Origin of the sequence: Streptomyces sp. C1-1 (genome assembly GCF_050214755.1) — a bacterium.
Lineage (GTDB): Bacteria > Actinomycetota > Actinomycetes > Streptomycetales > Streptomycetaceae > Streptomyces.
This window is the reverse complement of the sequence record NZ_CP189826.1, coordinates 8,046,735-8,072,281: the sequence shown is the minus strand read 5'-3', so window position 1 is coordinate 8,072,281 and position 25,547 is coordinate 8,046,735. Positions and strand designations below refer to the sequence as shown.

At 71.5% G+C, this 25,547-nt stretch carries 23 protein-coding genes; 8 read left to right on the top strand and 15 right to left on the bottom strand.

What is annotated here, in order from left to right; all coding sequences use genetic code 11:
• Positions 1-26: 26 nt before the first annotated feature.
• Positions 27-1,187 carry a glycerophosphodiester phosphodiesterase gene (locus tag ACQF4J_RS36685; RefSeq protein WP_427167738.1) on the bottom strand — a complete coding sequence of 387 codons (1,161 nt, stop codon included), beginning with the start codon at positions 1,185-1,187 and terminating at the stop codon, positions 27-29.
• Positions 1,188-1,520: 333 nt separating this feature from the next.
• Here ACQF4J_RS36685 and ACQF4J_RS36680 point away from each other — a divergent pair, with 333 nt between their 5' ends.
• Positions 1,521-2,192 carry a lysophospholipid acyltransferase family protein gene (locus ACQF4J_RS36680; RefSeq protein ID WP_427167737.1) on the top strand — a complete coding sequence of 224 codons (672 nt, stop codon included), beginning with the start codon at positions 1,521-1,523 and terminating at the stop codon, positions 2,190-2,192.
• A gap of 69 nt (positions 2,193-2,261) precedes the next feature.
• On the opposite strand, the gene ACQF4J_RS36675 is transcribed toward ACQF4J_RS36680, so the two are convergent.
• From ACQF4J_RS36675 to argH, 4 genes are all read right to left on the bottom strand, one after another.
• Positions 2,262-3,773, bottom strand: a complete 1,512-nt coding sequence (locus tag ACQF4J_RS36675; protein WP_427167736.1) for an MFS transporter — start codon at positions 3,771-3,773, stop codon at positions 2,262-2,264.
• Complete coding sequence (locus ACQF4J_RS36670) at positions 3,770-4,336, bottom strand: TetR/AcrR family transcriptional regulator (RefSeq protein ID WP_427167735.1); 567 nt, start codon at positions 4,334-4,336, stop codon at positions 3,770-3,772. The genes ACQF4J_RS36675 and ACQF4J_RS36670 overlap by 4 nt, the downstream gene beginning before the upstream one ends.
• A gap of 83 nt (positions 4,337-4,419) precedes the next feature.
• Positions 4,420-5,391, bottom strand: coding sequence for an aldo/keto reductase (locus tag ACQF4J_RS36665; protein WP_351581523.1), 972 nt, complete (start codon positions 5,389-5,391; stop codon positions 4,420-4,422).
• 139 nt (positions 5,392-5,530) lie between these two features.
• Positions 5,531-6,964, bottom strand: coding sequence for an argininosuccinate lyase (gene argH / locus ACQF4J_RS36660; protein WP_351581521.1), 1,434 nt, complete (start codon positions 6,962-6,964; stop codon positions 5,531-5,533).
• Positions 6,965-7,161: 197 nt separating this feature from the next.
• Between argH and ACQF4J_RS36655 the strand changes: the two genes are divergently transcribed.
• Positions 7,162-8,091 (top strand): hypothetical protein, encoded by a 930-nt coding sequence (locus ACQF4J_RS36655; protein WP_427167734.1) that lies wholly within the window; start codon positions 7,162-7,164, stop codon positions 8,089-8,091.
• 144 nt (positions 8,092-8,235) lie between these two features.
• Positions 8,236-8,841 (top strand): pyridoxamine 5'-phosphate oxidase family protein, encoded by a 606-nt coding sequence (locus ACQF4J_RS36650; protein WP_351584855.1) that lies wholly within the window; start codon positions 8,236-8,238, stop codon positions 8,839-8,841.
• A gap of 9 nt (positions 8,842-8,850) precedes the next feature.
• Here ACQF4J_RS36650 and ACQF4J_RS36645 read toward each other — a convergent pair whose 3' ends face one another.
• Both ACQF4J_RS36645 and ACQF4J_RS36640 read right to left on the bottom strand, forming a co-directional pair.
• Positions 8,851-10,308, bottom strand: coding sequence for a sensor histidine kinase (locus tag ACQF4J_RS36645; protein WP_351802509.1), 1,458 nt, complete (start codon positions 10,306-10,308; stop codon positions 8,851-8,853).
• Entirely contained in the window at positions 10,305-11,042 is a 738-nt protein-coding gene (locus ACQF4J_RS36640) for a response regulator transcription factor (protein ID WP_351584859.1), read from the bottom strand. Before ACQF4J_RS36640 ends, ACQF4J_RS36645 begins: the two co-directional genes overlap by 4 nt.
• Positions 11,043-11,192: 150 nt before the next feature.
• On the opposite strand from ACQF4J_RS36640, the gene ACQF4J_RS36635 reads away from it, so the two are divergent.
• The 5 genes from ACQF4J_RS36635 (at position 11,193) to ACQF4J_RS36615 (ending at position 16,161) form a co-directional block, all read left to right on the top strand.
• A complete protein-coding gene (locus tag ACQF4J_RS36635) occupies positions 11,193-12,545 on the top strand; it encodes a ferredoxin reductase family protein (RefSeq protein ID WP_427167733.1) in 1,353 nt (450 codons plus the stop codon).
• 19 nt (positions 12,546-12,564) lie between these two features.
• Complete coding sequence (locus ACQF4J_RS36630) at positions 12,565-13,062, top strand: FMN-binding protein (protein WP_351584863.1); 498 nt, start codon at positions 12,565-12,567, stop codon at positions 13,060-13,062.
• 76 nt (positions 13,063-13,138) lie between these two features.
• Positions 13,139-14,521 carry a ferredoxin reductase family protein gene (locus ACQF4J_RS36625; RefSeq protein ID WP_351584865.1) on the top strand — a complete coding sequence of 461 codons (1,383 nt, stop codon included), beginning with the start codon at positions 13,139-13,141 and terminating at the stop codon, positions 14,519-14,521.
• A 28-nt stretch (positions 14,522-14,549) separates the two neighbouring features.
• Complete coding sequence (locus ACQF4J_RS36620) at positions 14,550-15,365, top strand: FMN-binding protein (RefSeq protein WP_351584867.1); 816 nt, start codon at positions 14,550-14,552, stop codon at positions 15,363-15,365.
• Positions 15,366-15,423: 58 nt separating this feature from the next.
• Entirely contained in the window at positions 15,424-16,161 is a 738-nt protein-coding gene (locus ACQF4J_RS36615) for an FAD:protein FMN transferase (protein WP_351584869.1), read from the top strand.
• 404 nt (positions 16,162-16,565) lie between these two features.
• On the opposite strand, the gene ACQF4J_RS36610 is transcribed toward ACQF4J_RS36615, so the two are convergent.
• From ACQF4J_RS36610 to ACQF4J_RS36575, 8 genes are read right to left on the bottom strand one after another with little or no spacing between them, the layout of a single operon-like run.
• Positions 16,566-17,105 (bottom strand): arginine repressor, encoded by a 540-nt coding sequence (locus ACQF4J_RS36610; protein WP_351568758.1) that lies wholly within the window; start codon positions 17,103-17,105, stop codon positions 16,566-16,568.
• 19 nt (positions 17,106-17,124) lie between these two features.
• Positions 17,125-18,312 carry an acetylornithine transaminase gene (locus ACQF4J_RS36605; RefSeq protein ID WP_427167732.1) on the bottom strand — a complete coding sequence of 396 codons (1,188 nt, stop codon included), beginning with the start codon at positions 18,310-18,312 and terminating at the stop codon, positions 17,125-17,127.
• Positions 18,309-19,217, bottom strand: coding sequence for an acetylglutamate kinase (argB, locus tag ACQF4J_RS36600; protein ID WP_351568763.1), 909 nt, complete (start codon positions 19,215-19,217; stop codon positions 18,309-18,311). Before argB ends, ACQF4J_RS36605 begins: the two co-directional genes overlap by 4 nt.
• Positions 19,214-20,365 (bottom strand): bifunctional glutamate N-acetyltransferase/amino-acid acetyltransferase ArgJ, encoded by a 1,152-nt coding sequence (gene argJ, locus ACQF4J_RS36595; RefSeq protein WP_351568766.1) that lies wholly within the window; start codon positions 20,363-20,365, stop codon positions 19,214-19,216. Before argJ ends, argB begins: the two co-directional genes overlap by 4 nt.
• Positions 20,362-21,390: an N-acetyl-gamma-glutamyl-phosphate reductase gene (gene argC, locus ACQF4J_RS36590; protein WP_351568769.1), complete on the bottom strand. Its 1,029-nt coding sequence runs from the start codon at positions 21,388-21,390 to the stop codon at positions 20,362-20,364. Before argC ends, argJ begins: the two co-directional genes overlap by 4 nt.
• A gap of 34 nt (positions 21,391-21,424) precedes the next feature.
• The gene (locus tag ACQF4J_RS36585) at positions 21,425-21,856 is read right to left on the bottom strand and encodes a GtrA family protein (protein ID WP_351568772.1); all 432 of its coding nucleotides are present in this window, start codon (positions 21,854-21,856) and stop codon (positions 21,425-21,427) included.
• Positions 21,856-22,806, bottom strand: a complete 951-nt coding sequence (locus ACQF4J_RS36580; protein ID WP_351568775.1) for a glycosyltransferase family 2 protein — start codon at positions 22,804-22,806, stop codon at positions 21,856-21,858. Before ACQF4J_RS36580 ends, ACQF4J_RS36585 begins: the two co-directional genes overlap by 1 nt.
• Before the next feature lie 21 nt (positions 22,807-22,827).
• A complete protein-coding gene (locus ACQF4J_RS36575) occupies positions 22,828-25,470 on the bottom strand; it encodes a YfhO family protein (protein WP_427167731.1) in 2,643 nt (880 codons plus the stop codon).
• Between the last annotated feature and the right edge of the window lie 77 nt (positions 25,471-25,547).

The following is a 25,547-nucleotide window of genomic DNA, read 5'->3' as shown; positions in this document are numbered from 1 at the left end:
CGTTCACCCCAACCGGGGTGGGGCGCTCAGCCGTTGACGAAGTCGGCGCGGGCCAGCAGGCCGGTGTCGGCGTTGTCGGTGAAGACGCCGTCGATGCCGGTGGCGAAGTAGCGCTTGAAGGCGCCGAAGGCGTCGCCGTAGGCGTCGGCGTCCGTGCCCTTGCGGTACTCGGCCGGCAGGAAGGGGTTCTCGTTGCGCATGGTGTACGGGTGCAGGATCAGGCCGACCTTGTGCGCGTCGGAGACGAGGGTGGTCTCCTTGTCGAGGCCGCCGTCCGCCTTCTTGGTGATGACCAGGTCGAGGGTCGGGCCGATGCCCTGCGCGTAGCCGGCGATCTCCCTGAGGCCCTTGGGGGTGATCAGGTCGGCCACGGTGCGCGGGTCGCCCGACTCGACGAAGTCCCAGGGGCGGGTGGTCGCTCCGGACAGCAGGACGACGAGGGGGTTGTCGAGGAGCTTGTTCAGCCGCTGGATGCTGGTGGGCTCGAAGGACTGCAGGACGACCGGCGAGTTCCACCTGTCCTTGCCGTGCTTGTGCAGCAGCTTGGCGACACGTTCCTCCAAGCCAAGGCCCAGCTTGCGGAAGTACGTGGGGTGCTTGGTCTCGGGGTAGATCCACACCTGCTTGCCGCGCCTGCGGGTCTGCTCGTCCTGCCACCGCAGGACTTCCTCGAAGGTGGGGATCTCCCAGCGGCCGTTGTAGAGCGTGTTGTGCGGGCGGTTGGCCGGGATGCGCTCGATCGCGCGCAGCGTCTTCAGCTCGGCGAGGGTGAAGTCCTCGGTGAACCAGCCGGTGGTGGAGACGCCGTCCAGCACCTTGGTGGTTTTGCGGCCGGCGAACTCGGGGTGGTAGGCGACGTCCGTCGTCCCGCCGATCTCCGGCTCGTGCCGGCAGACCAGATGACCGTCCTTGGTCGGGCACAGGTCGCCGGCCTCGACGATGTCGGCGCCCATGTCGAGGGCCAGGTCGTACGAGCCGAAGGTGTGCTCGGGGCGGTAGCCGGCGGTGCCGCGGTGGCCGATGATCGTCGGCCGGGGCAGGCTGCCCAGTCCGCCGCCGTGCCGCGCCTCGGCGGCTCTCGCGGTCCCGGACAGGCCGAGTACGGCTCCGCCGGCGCCCAGCACCGCCGCGCCGAGAAGCGCCCGTCGCCCGGTGCCGCCTGTCTGACCGTTCTCCTGCGTTCCCATGAACGCCTCCCCTGACGTGGGCTCCTGGATGCGGGCCGATCGTAGGTGCGTGGACATGACGCCCGGGAGACCGTGGCCGGAACACGCGGGTGACGCCCGATGTCGTACGGGAAAGAAGATCTGACGAGGTGTCGGCCCCACTCCTTCGGCGCACGCGACCTGCGTCACAGGTTCCACCCCGGTTACCGGCGAGTGACAGGGCGTCACCGCAGGTAAACGCGTGTCAACAGTGCGTAAGACCTCGGTGAACCCGATGTGCGCGACCCCCGGGCCCGGGAGTATCGTCCTCACCTGCACAGACTCATACCGAAACCCTTGACACCGGAGGGCCCGTTGTCCCGCTTCGCGCTCATCAAGGCAGTGCTCGGACCGATCATGCGCCTGATGTTCCGCCCACAGGTGGAAGGCGTGGAGAACATCCCGGGGGACGGTCCCGTCATCCTGGCCGGCAACCACGTCACCTTCATCGACTCGATGATCCTTCCGCTCGTGTGCGACCGGCAGGTCTTCTTCATCGGCAAGGACGAGTACGTCACCGGCAAGGGCTTCAAGGGCCGGCTCATGGCGTGGTTCTTCACCGGCGTCGGCATGATCCCGGTCGACCGGGACGGCGGCAAGGGCGGCGTGGCCGCCCTGATGACCGGGCGCCGGATCCTGGAGGACGGCCGGGTCTTCGGCATCTACCCCGAGGGCACCCGCTCCCCCGACGGGCGGCTGTACCGGGGGCGCACCGGCATCGCGCGGCTGACGCTGATGACCGGCGCGCCCGTCGTCCCCTTCGCGATGATCGGCACGGACAAGATCCAGCCGGGTGGCGCGGGCATGCCGCGCCCCTCGAAGGTGACGGTCCGCTTCGGTCCGGCCATGGAGTTCTCCCGGTACGACGGTATGGACCGGGACCGCTATGTGCTGCGGGCCGTGACGGACTCCGTGATGGCGGAGGTCATGCGGCTGTCCGGGCAGGAGTACGTGGACATGTACGCCACCAAGGCGAAGGCCGCGTAGCGCCTCCGGCGGTTGGGCCGGTCTTCGGGTGCGGGTTTGTGGGGGCTCGTCGCGCAGTTCCCCGCGCCCCTAAAGGCGTTGGCCTCGCAGGAGGAACCAGGCGGCCACCGCGGTCACGAGCAGCACCGCCGCGCCCACTCCCGACGCCATGCTCAGGCCGTCGACGAAGGCTTCGCGGGCCGAGGACAGCAGTTCCCGACCCGCGGCCGTCGGCATGCCGGCCGCCGCCTCCACCGCGCCGCCCAGCGATTCATGTGCCCCTGACGGAGTACCCGCCGGGGCGCTGAAGCCCCGGTAGACGCCCGTGACGATGGTGCCCAGCAGGGCGATACCCAGTGCCGCGCCCAGTTCGTACGCCGTCTCCGACACCGCGGACGCCGCACCCGCCTGCTCCTTGGGCACCGAGGACAGGATGACGTCCGCGGTGACGGTGAAGGAGAAGCCCGCGCCCACGCCCACCACGAGCAGGGCCGCGCCGAGGATGCCGTAGCCGGTCGACCGGTCGAGGGCCGTCAGCACGGCAAGGGCCAGGCCCACCGCCGCGAGGCCGCCCGCGACCACCGCGCGCACCGAGAAGCGGCGGGCCACGCGCCCGGCGACGAGCCCCGCCGCCACCGCGCCGACCGCCGCGGGGAGTTCGGCGAGCCCCGCCTCCAACGGGCCCCTGCCCTGGACGAGTTGCAGGTACTGGGAGAGGAAGAACACCAGGCCGGACAGGCCGAGGATGGTCAGCAGGTCGGCCAGGACCGCGGCGCTGAAGCCGCGGTTGCGGAACAGTCGCATGTCCAACAGCGGGTTCGAAAGCGTGAGTTGGCGGCGGACGAACCAGGTCAGGGCCGCCGCGCCCAGTGCGCCGGCGGCGAGCGGGAGCCAGGCGAGGCCGTGGGTGGCCGCTTCCTTCACCGCGTAGACGACCGCGATCACACCGACCAGGGACAGCGCGACACTGGTCAGGTCCCAGGGGCCCGGGTTCGGGTTGCGGGACTCGGGCAGGGTGCGGATGCCGACGACGACGAGGACCGCCATCACGGGCAGGTTGATCAGGAAGACCGAGCCCCACCAGAAGTGTTCCAGCAGGAAGCCGCCCACTATGGGGCCGACCGCCGTGCCCGCGGAGGCCGTCGCCCCCCAGACGCCGATGGCGAGGCTGCGCTCACGCGGGTCGTGGAAGATGTTGCGGATCAGGGCGAGGGTGGCCGGCATCAGGGTCGCGCCCGCGACGCCGAGCAGGGCGCGGGCCAGGATCATCATCTCCGGTGTCGTCGCGTAGGCGTTGAGGACGGATATCGCGCCGAACGCCGTGGCGCCGCCGAGCAGGATGCGCTTGCGGCCGATGCGGTCGCCGAGGCTGCCCATGGAGACGAGCAGGCCGGCGATGACGAAGGAGTACACGTCGCCGATCCACAGCAGCTGGGTGCCGGAGGGGTCGAGGTCCTCACTGATGTAGGGGGTCGCCAGGCCGAGGACGGTCGCGTCGACGGCCACCAGCAGCACGGCGAGGACGAGGACGGCGAGCGCGGCCCAGCGGCCCGGGCGCTTCACCGCCTCGGTCGTGGTCGCCGGCCGCAGGGTGCTGGTCATGATTCCTTCCTTCGTGGAGTGTCCTGGCGCAGTGCGCCGCCGAGCAGCAGCTCGGCGATCATGTGGGTGAAGTCTTTGCGGGCCACGCGGCCCTCGGTCACCGCCCAGGCGCCGGAGGCCAGCAGGCCGTACAGCGCCTCGGTGAGCCAGGCCGGGGTGAGGTCGATGCGGAAGTCGCCGGCCGCCTGCCCGCGCCGGAACAGGGCGGCGATGCGGTCGTCGATCCTGGTCCAGCCCGCGTTCACCTCCTCGCCCTCGAACAGCTGGTTCTCGGTGTAGAGAAAGGCGAGCAGGGCGGCCGAGGGCTCCAGCGTCCGCATGAGACGCCGTACGGCGTCGGGCGCGGGGCCCTCGTCGAGGGCGGCCGTGTCCAGCGCCGCCTCGCACTCCGCGATGCCGAGCGACTCCAGCGCCCGTACGAGCGCGTCGCGGCCGGCGAAGTGGCGGTGCAGGGTGGCGCGGCTGATGCCGGCGGCCTTGGCGACCTCGTCCATCGTCGCGGTGGACTTGCGGGTCAGCAGGGCCGCGGCGGAGCGGAGGACGTGGTCACGGTCGACAGGCATGAGACAACCATAAACCATGTGAGACATTCATGTCTCATGCGACGCATGCGTGACTCACCCAGGGGTGGTTCGGGCGGGTTTCCTCAGTGCCAGGGCAGGCTGTTGCGCTTCTCCCAGTACGCCCGCGGTTCCTCGGCCAGCGCGGCCAGGCGGGTCAGCTGGTCCTCGTCGAGGTCCACCGCGGCCGCGTGCAGGTTGGAGGCGAGCTGGGTGAGGGTCGCCGCACCGGAGAGGACGACACCGGCCCAGGGCTGCCGGAGGATCAGGGCGAGGGCGACGGCGTCGCAGCCGAGGGAGGTCTCCTCCGCCACGGCCTTCAGGGCTTCGGGGGCGTGCTGGGCCGCGAGCCTGCCGTTGGCCATGCCCTCCTTGACGATCACCGTGAGCCCGGCGTCGTGCGCCTCGGCGAGGGCGGGGGCGGCCGAGGTCTCCAGGGCGTTGTACGTCGACTGGACGGTACGGAAGAGGGGTTCGCCGTCGACCGTCACGGCGAGGGCGGCGCGGATCGCGTCCGCCTGGGCCGGGCCGCTGGTGGAGAAGCCGATCGTCAGGCCCCGCGCGGCGGCCCGGGCGAGTTCGGCGTGGAGTTCCTTGTCGGTGAGGGCGGGGCTGTCCGGGGTCACCGAGTGGATCTGGTAGAGGTCGAGACGGTCGCCGAGCAGGGCGTCGGTCTCGGCGCGCTGACGGTCGTAGGTCCGGACGCTGTGGTCCTTGACCTCGTGCGTCGCGGCGTCCGTGGTCCAGTCGGCGGTGTAGGTGTAGCCCCACTTGCTGCCGATGACCACGTCGTCGACGTGGGGGTTCCCGGCGAGCCAGGCCGCGAGGAACTCCTCGGAGCGGCCGTAGGAGCGGGCCGCGTCGAAGTAGCGGACGCCCTGGGCGTAGGCGGCGTCGAGGAGTTCGTGGGTCCGGGTGCGGAGGGCTTCCACCGTGCGGTGCTCTCCGAGGTCCTCGTCCCGGCCGAGGTTGATGTAGCCGGGGCGGCCGACGGCGGCGAGGCCCAGTCCGATGTGGCAGGTGGGGGTGGTTGCGGCGGCCAGTCGGGCGAAGGGCATCGCGGGCTCCGTGGGTCGGGTCCGGTTCGGTTCCCGACCAACGTAGCCCGCGGGGGCCTTCGGCTCAGGGCTCGGTGGGTGCGGTGCGTCGGCGCGGCGGGTGGTTCGCGGCTTGGCGCGCAGTTCCCCGCACCCCCCTTCAGGCCTGCTGGCGGGCCGTTGCCCAGGTGTGCTGGGCGGCCACGTTCGCCTTGACCTCGGCCAGTTGGACGGCGACCGCGCTCGGGGCCGTGCCGCCTCGGCCGTTGCGGGAGGCGAGGGCGCCCGGGACGTTGAGGACCGTGCGGACCTCCGGGGTCAGGTGGGCGGAGATCTTGGCGAACTGCTCGTCCGTCAGCTCGTCCAGTTCCTTGCCCTCGGCCTCGGCGGCCTTCACGCACTCGCCCGCCACCTCGTGCGCGACACGGAAGGGGACGTTCTGCTTGACCAGCCACTCGGCGATGTCGGTGGCCAGGGAGAAGCCGGCGGGGGCCAGTTCCTCCATGCGCTCACGGTGGACGGTGAGCGTCGCCATCATGCCGGTGAACGCCGGGAGCAGGACCTCCAGCTGGTCGATGGAGTCGAAGACCGGCTCCTTGTCCTCCTGCAGGTCGCGGTTGTAGGCGAGCGGCAGGGCCTTGAGGGTGGCCATCAGGCCGGTCAGGTTTCCGATGAGGCGGCCCGACTTGCCGCGCGCCAGCTCCGCGATGTCCGGGTTCTTCTTCTGCGGCATGATCGACGAGCCCGTGGAGAACGCGTCGTGCAGGGTCACGAAGGAGAACTCCTTCGTATTCCAGATGATGACCTCCTCCGCGATGCGGGAGAGGTTCACACCGATCATCGCCGTGATGAAGGCGAACTCGGCGACGAAGTCGCGCGACGCCGTGCCGTCGATGGAGTTGCCGACGCTGCCGTGCTCGAAGCCGAGGTCCTTGGCCACCGCCTCCGGGTCCAGGCCGAGGGAGGAGCCCGCCAGGGCGCCCGAGCCGTACGGCGACACCGCCGTGCGCTCGTCCCACTGGCGCAGCCGCTCGGCGTCCCGGGACAGCGACTGCACGTGCGCCAGGACGTGGTGGGCGAACAGGACCGGCTGGGCGTGCTGGAGGTGCGTGCGGCCGGGCATCGCCACGTCCGGGTGGGCCTCCGCCAGGCCGATCAGGGCGTCCTGCAGTTCGGCGATCAGGCCGCCGATGGTGCGGGCGTGGTCGCGCAGGTACATCCGGAAGAGGGTGGCGACCTGGTCGTTGCGGGAGCGGCCCGCGCGCAGCTTGCCACCGAGGTCGGGACCGAGGCGCTCCAGCAGGCCGCGCTCCAGGGCGGTGTGCACGTCCTCGTCGGCGATGGTGCCGACGAAGGAGCCGTCGGCCACGTCGGACTCCAGCTGGTCGAGCCCGGCGATCATGCGCTGGAGTTCGTCCTCGGTCAGGAGCCCGGCCTTGTGCAGCACGCGTGCGTGGGCACGCGAACCGGCGATGTCGTACGGCGCGAGCCGCCAGTCGAAGTGGACGGACGCGGACAGCTTCGCCAGGGCCTCGGCGGGACCGTCGGCGAACCGGCCGCCCCAGAGCCGGACGTCACCGCTGTTGCTGCTCACTTGCGTTGCTCCTAGGGAAGAGGCCGAACCGTCATGCATGAGTATGCAGAGTTATGCATGATTCGTCAATCTGTGAAGTGGTTGAACGCCCGCAACCGCTTTCACGTACCTCACGCCGAACGCAGGCGCCGCGTTTGTGCACACCAGCCACACAGCAGTGACACACCTGTCACCCGAGACCCGAGTGAGGCAGCCGCATGTCCAGGGCTCTTCCGAAGTACAACAAGCGTCGCGTCGTCATCCTCGGCGGCGCCGCCGCTGTGGCGCTGTCCGGGGCGATCATCGCCGGTACCGCCCTCGCCGGGACGCCGTCCAAGAGCAGCGGCGGCGCCGACGCGCGGACCCTGGCGGCCTCGCCCGGCACGATCACGTGCCCGGACGTGGCCTCGAAGCTGCCCGCCATCCCCGCCTCCGCCCAGGCCGAGGTCACCCGCAACCTCACCCTGCTGCAGACCCAGATCGACGAGGCCAACAAGCGCCTGCAGTCCACCGTCGGCCAGGGCGGCCCCAACTTCGTCAACAACGCCATCCTCGGCCCGCTCAAGGACAAGCGCGTGGCCACGGTCAACCGCATCGCCACGGCCATCGGCCGTACGGCGGCCAAGCCGACCGGCCTGGACGCGCTCGCGCCGTGCACGCTGAACGCCGCCGGTGCGAGCGGCGCCAACACCGGCAACGCGGCCGGTAACGCCAACGGGGGCAAGGCCAACGCCGGGGGCAACGCCAACGCCGGCGGCACGGCCAACGCCGGGGGCAAGGGCAACGCCGGGGGCAAGGGCAACGCCAACGGGGCCAACGCCAACGCCGGAGGCAACGCCAACGCCTCGACCGCCGCCGGCACGATCACGTGCCCGGACGTGGCCTCGAAGCTGCCGGCCATCCCCGCCTCCGCCCAGGCCGAGGTCACCCGCAACCTCACCCTGCTGCAGACCCAGATCGACGAGGCCAACAAGCGCCTGCAGTCCACCGTCGGCCAGGGCGGCCCCAACTTCGTCAACAACGCCATCCTCGGCCCGCTCGCGGACAAGCGGAAGTCGACCATCGACCGCATCGCGATCGCCATCGGCCGTACGTCGACGAAGCCGACCGGCCTGGACTCCCTGGCCGCCTGCACGCTCACCAAGTGACGTGACAGGCGCCGTGGCCGCCCCGATTCAGCGCCGGCCGGGGCGGCCGCGGCAGGGGCTCGGCCCCTCCGGGGGCCGAGCACGACAAGCCGGGCACGACAATTCCTTAGACAGGCGAAAGACTTGCGCCCATAATCGTCAGCTGTGGGAAAGACTTATGAGCGCATAGACGGCAGGCTGCGTACGTTCATCGAGGAGCAGCCCCTCTTCTTCACCGCGACCGCGCCCCTGTCCGGCGACGGCACGGTCAACCTCTCCCCCAAGGGCCTCAAGGGCTCCTTCGCGGTGCTCGATGAACTCACCGTGGCCTACCTGGACTTCGCCGGGTCCAACGCCGAGACGATCGCCCACCTGCGGGAGAACGGGCGGATCACCCTGATGTGGTGCGCCTTCCAGGGGCCGCCGAACATCGTGCGGGTGCACGGGCGCGGCGAGCCGGTCTTCCGTGACGACCCCCGTTTCGAGGAACTCCTCACCCGGTTCCCCGGCATCGACCCGACGGCGCACGGGCTGCGCGCGATCATCGTCGTGACCGCCGAACTCGTGCGTGACACCTGCGGTTACGCGGTGCCGTTCATGACATACGACGAGGACCGCGATCTGCACGGCAGGCGGTTCGCACGCGAGGACGACGCCTCACTGAGCGAGTACTTCACCAAGAAGGAGCACGTCGCCACCAGCCTGGACGGACTGCCCGGGCTCCCGTTGCCCCTCCCGCCCACCCCGGCCCGGGCGCCGGGCCCGGCCTGAGCACGGCCCTCACGCGCCGCTGAGCCGTACGGTGAACGTCGTCGAGCCGGGCCGGCTCTCCAGCTCCACCCTTCCGCCGTGCGCCTCTGCCACCGCGGCCACGATCGACAGGCCCAGCCCCGCGCCGCCGCCGGGGGCGTCCGAGCGGCGGCGGTGTTCGGCCCGGGTGAAGCGTTCGAAGATGGTGGGCTGGACGTCCTTGGGAACACCGGGCCCGTCGTCGTGCACCTTCAGCAGGACGAACCTGCCCTCCGTCTCCAGGGACACCGTGACCTTGGTGCCGACGGGGGTGTGCACCCGGGCGTTGGTCAGCAGGTTGGCCAGCACCTGCTGCAGCCGGTGGGCGTCGCCCTCCACCGTGACCGGTTCCTCCGGCAGGTCCAGGGACCAGCGGTGGTCGGGGCCCGCGGCACGGGCGTCGGTGACGGCGTCCAGGACCAGCATGGTGAGGTCGACGGGACGGCGTTCCAGCGGCCGGCCCGCGTCCAGACGCGCCAGGAGCAGCATCTCGTCGACCATCTCGCCCATGCGGCCGGACTCGGCGGCGATGCGTTCGAGGGCACGGGTGACCTTCGGCGGCACCGGGCCCGGGTGCAGCAGGGCGAGTTCCGCGTGGCCGCGGACGGAGGCGACCGGGGTGCGCAGCTCGTGGCTGGCGTCTGCGGCGAAGCTGCGCAGCCGCTCCTCGCTGGCGTGCCGCTTGGTCAGCGCGTCCTCGACATGGCCCAGCATGCGGTTGAAGGCCCCGGCGACCTGGCCCACCTCGCTGCGCGGGTCCGACTCGGGGGCCCGCGGCGGCAGGGCCACCTCACCGCTGGCCAGCGGCAGTTCGCTGACCCGGGTGGCGGTGGCCGCGACCCGGCTCAGCGGCCGCAGCGACCAGCGCACCCACAGGGCGCCGACCACGCCGGTGACGGTGAGGGCCAGGCCGAAGACGACGGCGGCGACCAGTATCAGACGGTGGACGGCCGCCTCCACCGGTTCCAGGGGCAGACCGGTGATCAGGACGTCCCCGTCGATGCCCTGGGAGGCCTTGACCCGGTAGGAGTCCAGCGTGGACAGCTCGACGCTGTGGGCCCGGCCGTCGACCGGGACGGCAAGCAGTTGCCGCCGGTCCGCCGTGGTCAGGGGGACGTCGGTGACGCTGCCGGGGCGGACGACGGCCGAGTTGGTGACGGTGTCGCCGACCAGCCGGGCCCCGTACGTGCCGCTGGTCTGCCGCCGGGTGTCGCCGTGTTCGTCGCCGTCGTGGTCGTCGGGCTGCAGCCCCTTGTGCTCCAGGCTCTCCGGGAAGCGGTTGCCGACCTGGGCGAGCTGCTGGTCGAGCCGGCTGACGAGGAACCCGTCCAGCTCGATCACCGCGGCCACGCCGACCGCGGCGCAGCTGACGGCGAGCAGGACGACCAGTCCGACGGTGAGCCGGGCCCGGAGGGTGCGCGGGCGCGGCAGGCGCCGCAGGAACCTCATGGACTCACCGGCTTCAGCACGTACCCGGCCCCGCGGACCGTGTGGATCATCGGTTCCCGGCCCGCGTCGACCTTCTTGCGCAGGTAGGAGATGTAGAGCTCGACGACGTGGGCGCGGCCACCGAAGTCGTAGGACCAGACGCGGTCGAGGATCTGGGTCTTGCTCAGGACGCGGCGCGGGTTGCGCATCAGGAAGCGGAGCAGCTCGAACTCGGTCGGCGACAGCTCGATCAGTTCGCCGGCGCGGGTGACCTCGTGGGAGTCCTCGTCCATGACGAGGTCGCCGACGATCAGCTGCGGGCCCTCCTCCAGCTGGCGGGCCATGCCGGCGCGGCGCAGCAGGCCGCGGAGCCGGGCGACGACCTCCTCCAGGCTGAAGGGCTTGGTGACGTAGTCGTCACCGCCCGCGGTGATGCCCGCGATGCGGTCCTCCACCGCGTCCCGGGCGGTGAGGAACAGCACGCAGACGTCCGGTTGCACGGCATGCAGGGAGCGCAGCACCGCGAAGCCGTCGGTGTCGGGGAGCATCACGTCCAGGACGACGGCGTCGGGCATCAGCTCGCGGGCCTCGGCGAGCGCGGCTGCCCCGTCGCCGGCCGTGCGGACCTGCCAGCCCTCGTAGCGCAGGGCGCCGGAGAGCACTTCGGCGAGGTCGGGGTCGTCGTCGACGACGAGGACGCGCAGCGGGGTGCCGTCGGGGCGGGTGAGGGCGGGGCGGCCTGATCTGGTGTTCATCTCCTCACCAGGATCGCCCCTCGCGGGCCCGCCGGGTCTCTCGCGGAGCTCTGAGTTTCCTCTGAGTGGCCTCGGCGCGGGCCCTTTCAGAGGGTCCTGAGAAGTTGCGACGGCACGCTTGCGTCCCATAGAAGGCGAAAGGACGCACATATGACCACCGTGTACGACCGGCGGACGGCCCCTGCCGTGACGCCGGCCGCGCCGCGCTCCCCCGCCGGTGCCGTGCTCGCGCTGCTGTGGGCCGGGGCCGCGGCCGTGGTCGCCCTGTGGTGGGTGGACACCGGTTCCGTCGTCGGCACGGCGGGCTGGCTGACCGGCGCCGGGCGCATCGCCGGACTGCTGTGCGGTTACGCCTGCGCGGTGCTCGTCGGCCTGATGGCGCGCGTGCCGCTGCTGGAGCGGCGGGTCGGCTCCGACCGGGTGGCCCGCTGGCACGCGATGGCCGGCCGCTACACGATCTGCCTGCTGGTCGCGCACGTCGTGCTGATCCTCCTCGGGTACGCGGCACAGGACCGCGCCTCGCTGTGGCACGAGACGGTCACCGTGGTCATGGACTATCCGGAGATGCTGAAGGCCACGGCCGGCACGGTCATCCTGTTCGCGGTCGGCATCACCTCGGCGCGGGCCGCGCGACGGCGGCTGAGCTACGAGTTCTGGTACTACGTCCACCTGTTGACGTACGCGGCCGTGTTCCTGGCCTTCGGCCACCAGCTGGCGCTGGGCAACGACTTCAACGGGCACGCGATCGCGACGGCCGTCTGGTACGCGCTGTACCTGGGTGTCGCGGCCCTGGTGCTGTGGTTCCGGGTCCTCGCGCCGGTGCGGCTGAACCTGCGGCACCGGCTGCGGGTCGAGTCGGTGCACCGTGAGGCGCCGGACGTGTACTCGGTCGTCATGCGCGGCCGGCGGCTGGACGAGATGGGGGCCGAGGCGGGGCAGTTCTTCCGCTGGCGGTTCCTCGGCGAGGGCATGGGCTGGACGTCGACGCCGTACTCGCTGTCGGCGCCGCCGCGCCAGGACCTGCTGCGGATCACGGTCAAGGCGCTCGGCGGCCACAGCGCGGCCGTCTCGCTGCTGCGGCCCGGCACCCGCGTGTGGGCGGAGGGCCCGTACGGCTCGATGACAGCGGACCGGCAGACCTCGGCGAAGTCCCTGCTGATCGCCGCCGGTGTCGGCATCACGCCCATGCGGGCCCTGTTCGAGACCCTGCCCGGCGACGTCACGCTGCTCTACCGGGCCCGTACGTCCGAGGACCTCGCCCTGGGCGGGGAGTTGGAGGCCATCGCCCGCTGGCGCGGCGCGAAGGTGATGTACGCGCTCAACGGAGCGGACGGCCGGCGCCCGAACCTGACCGCGCAGTCGCTGCGGGCCACCTTCCCCGGTCTTGCCGCGTACGACGTGTACATCTGCGGCCCGCACGGCTTCGCCCGGGACCTGTACGAGGAACTGCGTGCCGCCGGGGTGCCGGACCGCCGCATCCACCACGAGTCGTTCGAATTCTGAGAGCTGTGAGGCCGTAACCGTGCACGCGCTGAAGAAGAACCGTCCGCTGCGCCGCATCGTGCTGGCGAGCGCCGCCACCGTCTCCGGAATGGTGATGCTGCTGTCGCTGAAGCCGCATTCCTCACCGGAGGCCGCCCTGGCGGTGCCCGCGCCCTCCAGCAGTTCGAGCGGGTCGGGCAGTTCCGGTGGGTCGAGCAGCTCCGGAGGGTCGAGCAGTTCGGGAGGGTCCACCACCTCCGGCACGAAGACCGTCACCGGCAACACCATCCAGACCCGCTGGGGTCCGGTCCAGGTCAAGATCACCCTCAAGAGCGGCAAGCTCACCGAGGTGACGGCCGTGCAGTACCCGACGGACAACCCACGGGACCAGGAGATCAACAGCTACGCCCTGCCCCGCCTGCGCAGCGAGGCGCTGCAGGCGCAGAGCGCGAGCATCGACACCGTCTCCGGGGCCACCTACACGAGCGACGGTTACCGCCAGTCACTCCAGTCGGCACTCGACTCTGCACGCGGCTGAACGCACGGGCGTCGTGGCACGTATCTCAGGGCCAAGGGACCACGCCACCCCCCTTGCCCCCGCCCCCGGAGGAATCGTGACCACCACGCTCGCAGGCGGCCGCGCCGCCCGCCGCCAGACGATGCGCCGCATCCGCCCGCGCCGTTCCCCGGCGACCGTTCTGCTGCTCGCCGTCTGGGCGGGCGCCGCGGCGGTGATGTGGCTGTGGTGGCACAACACTCCGTCCATCGCCGACAACAACGGCAGAATCCTCAACGCGGGCCGGATCACCGGCCTGTTGGCGGGCTACCTGATGGCACTCGTCGTGCTGCAGATGGCCCGCGTGCCCGCACTGGAACGGCGGGTCGGCTCCGACCGGGTGGCCCGCTGGCACGCGATGAGCGGCCGTTACACGCTCAGCCTCATCGCGGCGCACATCTTCCTCACCATGTGGGGCTACGCGCTGCAGGCCGGCAAGACGCTCGGCGACATCGTCCAGCAGACGATCGACTCCATCAACCAGCTGCCGGACATGGGCAAGGCCGCCATCGGCACCGGTCTGTTCGTGCTCATCGGGCTGACGTCGATCGGCCCGGTGCGCCGCCGCATGGGGTACGACACCTGGTACCACGTCCATCTGCTGACGTACGGCGCGGTGTTCCTGACGTTCTGGCACCAGATCACCACCGGCAACGACTTCGCCGTCGAGCCGACCGCGAAGACCTTCTGGTACGCGCTGTACGGGTCGGTCACCGCGCTGGTCGTCTGGTACCGCGTCCTCGTCCCGATCCGGCTGAACATGCGGCACCGCATGCGCGTCGAGGCGGTCATCGAGGAGACGCCGGGCATCGTGTCGGTGCTGATCGGCGGGCGCAAGCTGCACCGGATGGGCGCGGAGGCCGGGCAGTTCTTCCGGTGGCGGTTCCTCGCGCCGGGCATGCGGTTCAGCTCGCACCCGTACTCGCTGTCGGCGGCGCCCCGCCCGGACATGCTGCGGATCACCGTGAAGGCGATCGGCGACCACAGCGCCCGGCTGCGCGAGCTGACGCCGGGTACGAGGGTGTGGGCGGAGGGCCCGTACGGCGCGATGACCGCGCAGCGGCGCAGCCGCGGCAAGGTGCTGCTGGTCGCCGGCGGTGTCGGCATCACGCCGATGCGGGCGCTGTTCGAGACGCTGCCCGGCGCGGCCGGCGACATCACCCTGCTGTACCGGGCCAACACCACGCAGGACCTCGCCCTGTGGGACGAGCTCGCCGCCATCGCCGACGACCGCGGTGCCCGCCTGATGTACGCCGTCAACAGCCCCGACGGGGAGCGCCCGGACATCTCCGCCGAGCGGCTGCGGCAGAAGCTGCCGGACATCGACGACCACGACGTTTTCATGTGCGGCCCGGCCGGGTTCGCGCAGACCGTGTACGAAGCACTGCGCGGAGCGGGAGTGCCCGCCCGCCGCATCCATCACGAGTCGTTCGAGATGTGAGCGACGGGACTTCAGGAGCCTCGGAAGAATGAAGAAGAGTCACCCCGTCCGGCGTGTCGTGCTGGCCACCGCCGCCACCGTCTCGGGTGTCGTGCTGCTGCTGTCGCTGAAGCCGGCGTCGGACCCGAACGCCCAGGCGGCCGGCGCGGCACCGCAGCAGACCCAGGCGGCCCAGGAGTCGCCCCAGGGCGGCAGCTCGGCCACCGGGAACGGCACGATCGACGGCAGTGTGGTCCAGACGGAGTACGGCAACGTCCAGGTCCGGCTGACCGTCGCCAACGGAAAGATCACCAAGGCGGAGGCCGTCCAGGCGCCCAAGGGCGGCACCAGCGACCAGAAGACGGCCCTGTCCATCCCCAAGCTCACCCAGGAGACGGTCGCCGCGCAGAGCGCCGCCATCGACTCGGTGTCGGGGGCGACGTACACGAGCAACGGCTACAAGCAGTCGCTGCAGTCGGCGCTCGACAAGATGAAGGCGAGCGCCGGTTCCTCCCAGAGCGGCGCGAGCCCCTCGCAGGGTGCCGGCAGCCCGTCGCAGGGCGGTGGTTCGGGTTCCTCGGGTGCCGCCCGGACGAAGACCGTCACAGGCGCAGTCGCGCAGACCCAGTACGGCCCGGTCCAGGTCCGGATCACGGTCAGCAACGGCAAGATCACCAAGGCGGAGGCGGTCCAGGCGCCCAAGGGCGGCCTCAGCGACCAGAAGACGGCCCTGTCCATCCCCAAGCTCAACCAGGAGGCGGTGGCCGCCGGCAGCGCGAAGATCGACTCGGTGTCCGGAGCCACGTACACCAGCGGCGGCTACAAGCAGTCGCTGCAGTCGGCGCTGGACCAGGCCGGTGGCTGAGCGGGTGGCCGAGTCGTCAGATGCTCCCGTCGCGGTACGTCGGCATGCGGAGGAGGTCATGGGGACCGTCTTCTCCTTCGACGTCCGCGGCGGGGAACCCGGTGCGGTCGAGGCGGCGCTCGAGGAGGCGATCGCCGGACTGCACCGGGTGAACGAGTTGTTCAGCACCTACCGCGAGGACAGCCAGGTGTCGCGGCTGGCGCGCGGGGAGCTGGACCTGGAGGAGTGCGATCCTGACATCGCCGAGGTGCTCGAACTTGGCGCGGAGGCGGAGCGGGTGAGCGGCGGCTGGTTCAGCATGCACTACCGGAAGGCGCTGGACCCCACCGGGATCGTCAAGGGCTGGGCGGCCGAGCGCGCCGCGCTCCGGCTGCGTGCGGCCGGTGCGACCGGAGTCAGCGTCAACGGCGGCGGCGACGTCCAGATGTTCGGGGTGCCGGAGGAGCACCGCGCCTGGCGGGTGGGCGTCGCCGACCCGCTCCGCCCCGGCGGCCTGGCCGCGGTGGTCTCGGCGGCCGGCGCGGACGAGCTGGCCGTGGCGACGTCGGGCACGGCGGAACGCGGCGACCACATCGTCGACCCGAGGACGGGCCGGTCGGCGGTCACCGACCTGGTGGCCGTGACGGTGGTGGCCCCCCGGCTGACCTGGGCGGACTGCTGGGCGACGGCCGCCTTCGCGATGGGGTCGCGGGACGGTCTGCGCTGGCTGGAGTCCCTGCCCGACGTAGAGGCCCTGCTGATCACAGCGGGCGACGAGGTCCGGTGCACGGGGGGCCTGGCGTCCCGCCTCGGGTGACGGCGTCCGGCCGAGTGGCACGAACCGCGCCGCACACGGCCCGCTGACATCCACCACATGGGCGCGACATCGGCCGCACACATGGCCACCACCGCATGGCCGCAAGGCCACGGACGGCCGTGGCCGGTCGGGCACCGCGTGGGCGTAGACCCGCCCATCACACCCTGCCATCACCGCATGCCCGCCCAGCACACCCCGCCCCCACCGCAAGGCCGCAAGGCCGCGCCGCACTCGCGGCCACCACCGCGTGGGCGTAGACCCGCCCCAGCGCACCCTGCTATCACCCCATGGCCGCCCCGCGCACCCCGCCCCCACCGCAAGGCCGCAAGGCCGCGCCGCACTCGCGGCCAGCACCGCATGGCCGCAAGGCCGCGGGCGGCCGTCGCCGGTCGGGCACCGGTTCGTCAGTGGCCGTTCTGGGCCAGGCGCAGCAGATGTTCCGCCAGGGCCTGGCCGCCGGTGGGCTCGCGGCTGATCAGCAGCAGCGTGTCGTCGCCGGCGATCGTGCCCAGGATGTCGTGCAGTTCGGCCTGGTCGATCGCCGACGCCAGGAACTGCGCGGCCCCCGGGGGCGTCCGCAGCACCACGAGGTTCGCCGACGCCTCCGCGGAGATCAGCAGCTCCTGCGACAGCCGCCGCATCCGCTCCTCCTTCGCCGACCCTCCCAGCGGCGCGCGCGGGGTCCGGAAACCGCCCTCGCTCGGCACCGCGTAGATCAGGTCGCCGTCGGTGTTGCGGATCTTGACCGCGTTGAGCTCGTCGAGGTCCCGGCTGAGCGTCGCCTGCGTGACGGTCAGGCCGTCGTCGGCGAGCAGCTTCGCCAACTGACTCTGCGAGCGAACGGGTTGCCGGTTGAGGATGTCCACGATCCGGCGATGCCGCGCTGTCCGCGTCTGCGGCACGGCAGGCCCGGCGTGCTGTGCGTCGTCCTGCGCATGACTCATCGTCGTTCGTTTCTCCGGATCATCCGTCCCCCTTGGCCGCGTTCAGGACGCCGGGAAGGGCCCGGAGGAACGCGTCCACCTCGTCGTCGCCGAGATTCAGCGGTGGCATGAGCCGTACGACGTCGGCGGCAGGCGCGTTCACCAGGAACCCGGCCTCCTGAGCCGCCTGGCGCACCTGGGGCGCGAGCGGCTCGGTGAGCACGATACCCAGCAGCAGGCCCGCGCCCCGGACATGGGCGATCAACGGGTCGCCCAGTGACTCGATCCCGTCCCGCAGCTTCTCGCCCTGCCGCTTGACGTTCTCCAGCAGCCCGTCGTTCGCGATCGTGTCGACGACGGCGAGTCCGGCGGCGCAGGCGACCGGGTTGCCGCCGAAGGTCGAGCCGTGGTGGCCCGGCTGCAGCAGCTCAGCAGCCCGCCCGAAGGCGACGGTCGCGCCGAGCGGCAGCCCGCCGCCCAGGCCCTTCGCCAGGGTGACGACGTCCGGCAGGACCCCTTCGTGCGCCTGGTACTCGAACCAGTGCCCGGTCCGGCCGACGCCGGTCTGCACCTCGTCGAGGACCAGCAGCGCACCGTTCGCGGCGGTGATCGCGCGGGCCGCCTTGAGGTAGCCCGGCGGCGGGGTGACCACGCCGATCTCGCCCTGGATGGGTTCGAGGATCACCAGCGCGGTGTCCTCGGTGACCGCGGCGGCCAGCGCCTGCGCGTCGCCGTAGGGCACGTGCGCGACCTCGCCGGGCAGCGGCAGGAACGGCGTCCGCTTGCCCTCCTGGCCGGTCATCGCGAGGGCGCCCATGGTGCGGCCGTGGAAGCCGCCCTCGGTGGCGACGACATGGGTGCGCCCGGTCAGCCGGCCGATCTTGAAGGCGGCCTCGTTGGCCTCGGCGCCGGAGTTGCAGAAGAAGACGCGGCCCTCACGGCCGAAGAGCTGCAGCAGCCGCTCGGCGAGTGTGACGGTCGGGTCGGCCATGAAGAAGTTGGAGATGTGGCCGAGGGACGCGATCTGCGTGCTCACGGCGTCGACGATCGCCGGGTGGGCGTGCCCGAGGGCGTTGACCGCGATGCCGCCGACGAAGTCGAGGTACTCCTTGCCGTCGGCGTCCCACAGCTTCGTGCCCTCGCCGCGCACCAGAGGCAGCAGCGGGGTGCCGTAGTTGTTCATGAGCGAGCCCTGCCACCGCTGGGTGAGCTCTGCGTTGGCGGTCATGCGACGTCCCCCTCTTCGGCGTCGGGCACGACCATCGTGCCGATGCCCTCGTCGGTGAAGATCTCCAACAGGATCGAGTGCTGCACCCGGCCGTCGATGACGCGGGCGGTGTTGACGCCGTTGCGCACGGCGTGCAGGCAGCCCTCCATCTTCGGCACCATGCCGGAGCTCAACTCCGGCAGCAGTTTCTCCAGTTGGGAAGCGGTCAGGCGGCTGATCACCTCGTCGCTGTTCGGCCAGTCCTCATAGAGACCCTCGACGTCCGTGAGGACCATGAGAGTCTCCGCTCCAAGAGCAGCAGCGAGTGCCGCAGCCGCCGTATCAGCATTGACGTTGTAGACATGTCCGTCGTCCTGGCTACGGGCGATCGACGAGACGACCGGGATACGGCCGTCGGCGAGCAGAGCCTCGATCGCGCCCGTGTCGATCTCGGTGATCTCGCCCACCCGCCCGATGTCGACCAACTCGCCGTCGATCTCGGGCTGGTGCTTGGTGGCGGTGATGGTGTGCGCGTCCTCGCCGGTCAATCCGACGGCCAGCGGACCGTGTTCGTTGAGCAGGTTGACCAGCTCGCGCTGCACCTGCCCGGCCAGCACCATGCGTACGACGTCCATGGCGTCCTCGGTGGTGACCCTGAGGCCGGCCTTGAACTCGCTGACGATGCCGTGCTTGTCGAGGGCGGCGCTGATCTGCGGGCCGCCGCCGTGCACGACGACCGGCTTGAGGCCGGCGTGGTGCAGGAAGACGACGTCCTGCGCGAACGCGGCCTTCAGGTCCTCGTCGATCATGGCGTTGCCGCCGAACTTGATGACGACGGTCTTGCCGTTGTGCCTGACCAGCCAGGGCAGCGCCTCGATGAGGATCTGGGCCTTGGGCAGCGCGGTGTGTTTACGTGTGGTGCTCATGAGCTGTAGGCGCTGTTCTCGTGGACGTAGTCGGCGGTGAGGTCGTTGGTCCAGATGGTGGCGGTCTCGGACCCGGCGGCGAGGTCGGCGACGATGTGCACCTCGCGGTAGCGCATGTCGACCTTGTCGCGGTCCTCGCCGACGCCGCCGTTCTTGCACACCCAGACGCCGTTGATGGCGACATTGAGGCGGTCCGGTTCGAAGGCGGCCTTCGTCGTGCCGATCGCGGAGAGCACACGGCCCCAGTTGGGGTCCTCGCCGTGGATCGCGCACTTGAGGAGGTTGTTGCGGGCGATGGAGCGGCCCACCTCGACGGCGTCGTCCTCGGTCGCCGCGCCCACGACCTCGACCTTGATGTCCTTGCTGGCGCCCTCGGCGTCCCGGATGAGCTGCTGGCCGAGGTCGTCGCAGACCTGCCGTACGGCCTCCGCGAACTCGGCGTACTCGGGGGTGACCTCGGAGGCACCCGAGGCGAGCAGCAGGACCGTGTCGTTGGTCGACATGCAGCCGTCGGAGTCGACGCGGTCGAAGGTCGTGCGGGTCGCCGCCCGGAGCGCGCTGTCCAGTGCGGCGTCGTCGAGGACCGCGTCGGTGGTGAGGACGACCAGCATGGTGGCCAGGCCCGGGGCGAGCATGCCCGCCCCCTTCGCCATGCCGCCGACGGTCCAGCCGTCCTTGGTGACGACGGACGTCTTGTGGACGGTGTCGGTGGTCTTGATCGCGATGGCGGCCTTCTCGCCGCCGTGCTCGGAGAGTTGGGCGGCGGCGGTCTCGACTCCCGCGAGCAGCTTGTCCATCGGCAGGAGCACGCCGATGAGGCCGGTGGAGCAGACGGCCACCTCGATCGGGGCGCGGCCGAGGACCTCGGCGGCCTTCTCGGCGGTCGCGTGCGTGTCCTGGAAGCCCTTCGGTCCGGTACAGGCGTTGGCGCCGCCGGAGTTGAGGACGACCGCGGACACCTGGCCGCCCTTGAGGACCTGCTCGGACCACAGCACGGGGGCGGCCTTCACCCGGTTGGAGGTGAAGACACCGGCGGCGGCGCGGCGCGGACCGTTGTTGACCACGAGGGCCAGGTCGGGATTGCCGTTCTGCTTGATTCCGGCGGCGATGCCCGCGGCCGTGAATCCCTTCGCTGCCGTCACGCTCACGGCGCAACTCCGATCGTGGTCAGTCCGGTCGTCTCGTCGAGACCGAGGGCGAGGTTCATGCTCTGGACGGCACCGCCCGCGGTGCCCTTGGTCAGGTTGTCGATGGCGCTGATCGCGATGATGCGGCCGGCGGCCTCGTCGTACGCGACCTGCACCTGAACGGCGTTGGAACCGTAGACGGACGCCGTGGCGGGCCACCGGCCCTCGGGGAGGAGGTGGACGAAGGGCTCGTCGGCGAAGGCCTTCTCGTAGGCGGCCCGGACGGACTCCGCCGTCACGCCCGAGACGGCCTTCGCGCTGCAGGTGGCGAGGATGCCGCGGGGCATGGGCGCCAGGGTCGGGGTGAAGGAGACGGACACCCGCTCCCCCGCCACCGCACCGAGGTTCTGGATCATCTCGGGGGTGTGCCGGTGACCGCCACCCACGCCGTACGGCGCCATGGAGCCCATGACCTCGCTGCCGAGCAGGTGCGCCTTGGGCGCCTTGCCCGCACCGGAGGTGCCGGAGGCGGCGACGATCACGGCCTCGTTCTCGGCGAGGCCGGCCGCGTAGGCCGGGAAGAGGGCCAGGGTGGCGGCGGTCGGGTAGCAACCGGGCACCGCGATGCGCTTGGACCCCTCCAGCGCGGCGCGGGCGCCCGGCAGTTCGGGGAGGCCGTAGGGCCAGGTCCCGGCGTGGGCGGAGCCGTAGAACTTCTCCCAGTCGGCCGCGTCCTTCAGCCGGAAGTCGGCGCCCATGTCGACGACCAGGACGTCCGGGCCGAGCTGTTCGGCGACGGCGGCGGACTGGCCGTGGGGCAGAGCGAGGAAGACGACGTCGTGACCGGAGAGGACCTCGGGGGTGGTCTCCTGGAGCACGCGGTCGGCCAGCGGCAGCAGGTGGGGCTGGAGCGCGCCGAGCCGCTGGCCGGCGTTGGAGTTGCCGGTCAGGGCCCCGATCTCGATCTCGGGGTGCGCGAGCAGCAGACGCAGGAGTTCACCGCCCGCGTATCCGCTCGCTCCGGCCACCGCCGCACGTACCGCCATGTCATCCTCCTCCTGGATGGCATGACTATACGTTTCACTGCAGTTTTATGCAATCTCGTGGATCGCTATGCGGCGCCCCGTCGGGTTCGCGCCGCGCGGGCGCGGCCGCGGGCAGCATCACCCAGCGGGAGACGACGAAGGTCGCGGGGATCGCCCAGAGGGAGGCGAGCAGCGGCGCGAAACGGCTTCCGGCGTGCAGCACGTCCACGATCACGTACAGGCCCGCGGTCGTCACCGCGAAATTGGTGGCGTTCGACAGGGGGAACAGCAGGAATTTCCGCCAGGTGGGAGGTGTCCGATAGGTGAACCGCGCATTGAGGAAAAAGGAACCGACCATACTGAGCAGCGAGGCGAGGACATGCGCCACGAGATACGGAACACACATGAGGAACAACAGGTAGAGACCGTAATACGTGCCGGTGTTCACGACTCCGATGACGGCGAACATGAGGAGTTGCCTGGACATCACGGAATGAGGTCCTTCGCGCGTTCCACGTTGGTCGCCTTCACCAGGAAGTGCGGGCGTCCCTTCACCTCGTAGTAGATCCGGCCGGTGTACTCCCCGATCACCCCGAGCATGACCATCTGCACTCCGGCCAGACCGGTGACGGCGGTGATGATCGTGACGTAGCCGGGCGTCTGCACGCCGTTGACGAGCGCGGCGCCCACGATCCACGCCGTGTACAGCCCGGCGATCAGCAGCAGGACCATGCCCAGGTGGAGGGCGGCGCGCAGCGGGCGGTTGTTGAAGGAGAGCAGGCCGTCCAGGCCGTAGTTGAGCAGGCCGCGCATGCTCCAGGAGCTGCGGCCGGCCTCCCGGGCCGCGTTCTCGTACTCGAAGGTGGTGCCGGGGAACCCCACCCACGCGAACAGGCCCTTGGAGAAGCGGTTGTACTCGGTGAGGTTCACCACCGCGTCCACCACCCGGCGGGACAGCAGCCGGAAGTCGCCGACGCCGTCGACCAGCCGGACGTCCACGAGCCGGTTGACCAGGCGGTAGTAGACGCGGGCGGCCAGGGTCCGGGTCAGTTTGTCGCCGGTGCGGGTGCGGCGGGCGATGACCTGGTCGTAGCCCTTCGCGCGCAGTTCCACCATGTGTTTGATCAGCGCCGGCGGGTGCTGGAGGTCGGCGTCCATGACGACGACGCTGTCCCCCGTGGCATGGCGCAGACCGGCGAGCAGCGCCGCCTCCTTGCCGAAGTTGCGGCTGAGGGAGACGTACCTGACCCGCGAGTCGCGGTCCGCCAGCCGCTGCAGGACGGCGAGGGTGCGGTCGCGGCTGCCGTCGTCGACGTAGACGAACTCCATATCGTGGCCGAGCGGGAGGAGTTCCTCCGCGACCTTCTGGACCTCTTCGTGGAAACGGTCGAGGACGGCTTCCTCGTTGTAGCAGGGTGCGACGATCGATATCAGCATGGGTCTCCCCCTGGGACGCGTTCAGGCAGCGCCGGGCACGCGCTCGCGCGGTCGGGTGGGCAGGGACGGGGCCGGCGGTGTGCCGCGTCGTCGGCGGACGGCGGCCAGGACGCCGAGCAGAGTCAGGGTCAGCAGCGAGCCGGCCCCGACACTCGTGCCGAGCCGTAGCCCGGGCGGGTGGAAGGTGCAGGTCAGAGTGGTCGAGGTGCCGTCGAGGGGGACGGCGATCAGGCCGTGGTGGTCCTTGGCCGGTACGGCGGCGCCGTCGCCGGTGGCGCAGCGCCAGCCCGCGATGCGGGGTGCCGCCACCACCGCGATCCCCTTGCTGTGGGCGGGGAGTTCGGCCCGGACGGTGGCGCCGGAGACGGTCACGCGGGTGGCGCCGGTGGCCTTGAGGCGCTCCACCGCCGCGTGCAGCCGGGCGGTGTCCAGGCAGCCGACGGCGCCCCGGGGGACGCTGCCGGGGCGGTCTGGGGTCAGCCGGATGCGGAGCCGCCCGGAGGCCGGGGCGGTGCCGAGCGGCTCCATGGCGGCACGGTTGCGGGGGCGGGCCGAGCGGAAGAACGCGGTCTCGTCCGCCAGGCCGACGGTGCCGGAGAAGTGCGGGGCCCACAGGTAGACCCGGCTCCCGGCGGGGCAGTCGGCCGTGATCACCGGTGCGGCCAGGGCGTTGCCGGAACCGACCCGCCCGGACCTGAGCGGCTTTCCGGCGTCGTCGTACAGGGCGATCCGGGGGACGGTGTAGACGCGGCTGCCGAGCAGCAGTTCCTGGTTGCGGTACGGCGACGGGCCGAAGGGCGTCGTGTCGGGCCGGGGCCGCACCGTCACGAGCGGCGGCACGTCGGCCCGGGAGACGCTCAACGGGCCGCCCACCTGTGGCAGGTAGGCCTGGTGGGGGTCCGTGGGCGAGTGCACGCGCGCCCCGACCGAGAAGATCGCGTCGGTGACGGCGTTGTCGAGGCTCTGCACGCTGCGGCCCCGGGAGGTCCAGCCGCCGCCCAGGGCGGTGAGGGTGCGGCTGAGGACGTCCGAGGTGAGGCTGCTGTAGTACTGGGCGCCCTGGCCGCCGACCATGAGCGGGTCGTTGCCGACGGTCTGCTCGCGGCCCGGGTCGGTGCGGTAGCGGGGCCAGCCGTCGGCCCACGCGACCGCCTCCGCCTGCGTGTGCTGCCGGGGTCCCCAGGGGGCGTAGTCGTCCATGTGCCCGAAGCGCTGCCGGGTCGCCACGAAGGAGGTCGCCATCGCCTCCCCGAACTGACCGCCGAAGAGCAGGGCGAGGGCGAGCGCGGCCAGGACGGTCCGGCGGCGGGCGACGGACCGGGACCCGGACGAGGGAGCCGGGTGGCCGGGAGCGGGCGGGGTTCCGCCGCCGAAGGTCGGGAGGCGGCTCTCGGCCGTCCGCAGCAGCGCCAGGCCGCCGGCCGCGCCCGCGACGGCGAGCGCCAGTACCGCCCATGTCACGGGCTTCATCAGCGCGCTGCGGCTCGCGACCGCCGTGAGCAGGGCGAGCAGCCCCCCTGCGGCGCCCAGCGCGCGCGGGTCGGGCAGACCGTACGACAGGGTGTGCCAGGCGGTGATCACCAGCAGCGCGCACAGCACGAAGGCCTGCCGGTAGGGGCTGCCCTGCGGGGTGGCGAAGGCGTGCCAGACGAGGTGGGTCGGGCCCCACTGGAACGACAGCGCGACCGCCGTGAGCAGCAGGGGCCAGCCGGCCCGCACCCGGCGCGGGGCCGCCCGGTGGAAGGGCAGGGCCAGGGCGAGCAGGAGCGCCGCGGTGCCGGCGTAGAGGGCGGGGCTGCCGAAGCTGTACGTCGTGGGGAGGAGGCGGGCCAGCAGGTCGGGCGTGGACACCGGCCGGAACGTCACGGTCCTGCCCGGGTAGGCGTGCCTGGTGCCGAAGTAGACCACCGTGACCAGCGGGGCCGCCAGGCCCACCCCCAGTGCGACGGTCGCGGCCGCGCGGCCCGCCGTCCTGAGCCGCCGCCCGGCCGGGACGCCGCTGAGCCACAGCCGCAGCAGCAGCACGAGGCCGGCGGCGAGTGTCGCCATGTACGCGGTGTAGAAGTTGGCGGTCCAGGCGAGTGCCACGACGAGCACGCCGAGGAGCGGCCGGCGTCGGCGCAGCGTCCACTCGCCCACCAGGCACAGCAGCGGCAGCGCGACGAGTCCGTCCAGCCACATCGGGTTGTACGAGGCGACCGCGACGCTCCAGCCGCAGAGCGCGTACGAGGCACCGAGCAGCCCCGCCGCCCACCACCGGCCCGGCCGCAGGGTCAGCAGCAGCACGGCCATGGCGGCACCGGCCGACGCAGTCTTCAGCAGCGTGATCACGTACACCGCGAGGTCGGTCTCGTCCCGCGGGAACACCCCGACGAGCAGGGCGAACGGGCTGCCGAGATAGGTGCCGAGGTCGGGCAGGAAGCTGGAGCCGTACCCGGACTGCCAGTTGACCAGGAGCCCGCCGTCGGCCCGCCCGTGCAGCAGGTCCCACAGATGGGCGTGGAACGGCACGTACTGGTTGCCCAGGTCGTTGACGTCACGGGTGCGCGGACCGAAGGGACGGCTGCGGGCGAGCGCGTCCGCGGTGCACGACACCGCGGTCGCGACAAGAGCCGCGAGAAGTGCGGCCGCGCGCCCCGGCCGGCTCCGAGAGGACTGTTTCACGCCCTGTTCCCGCCCCGGCACGACGGCGCGTTCCCGTGCGAAATCGCACTCGAAACGATTCTGGACAGGGTTGCGCG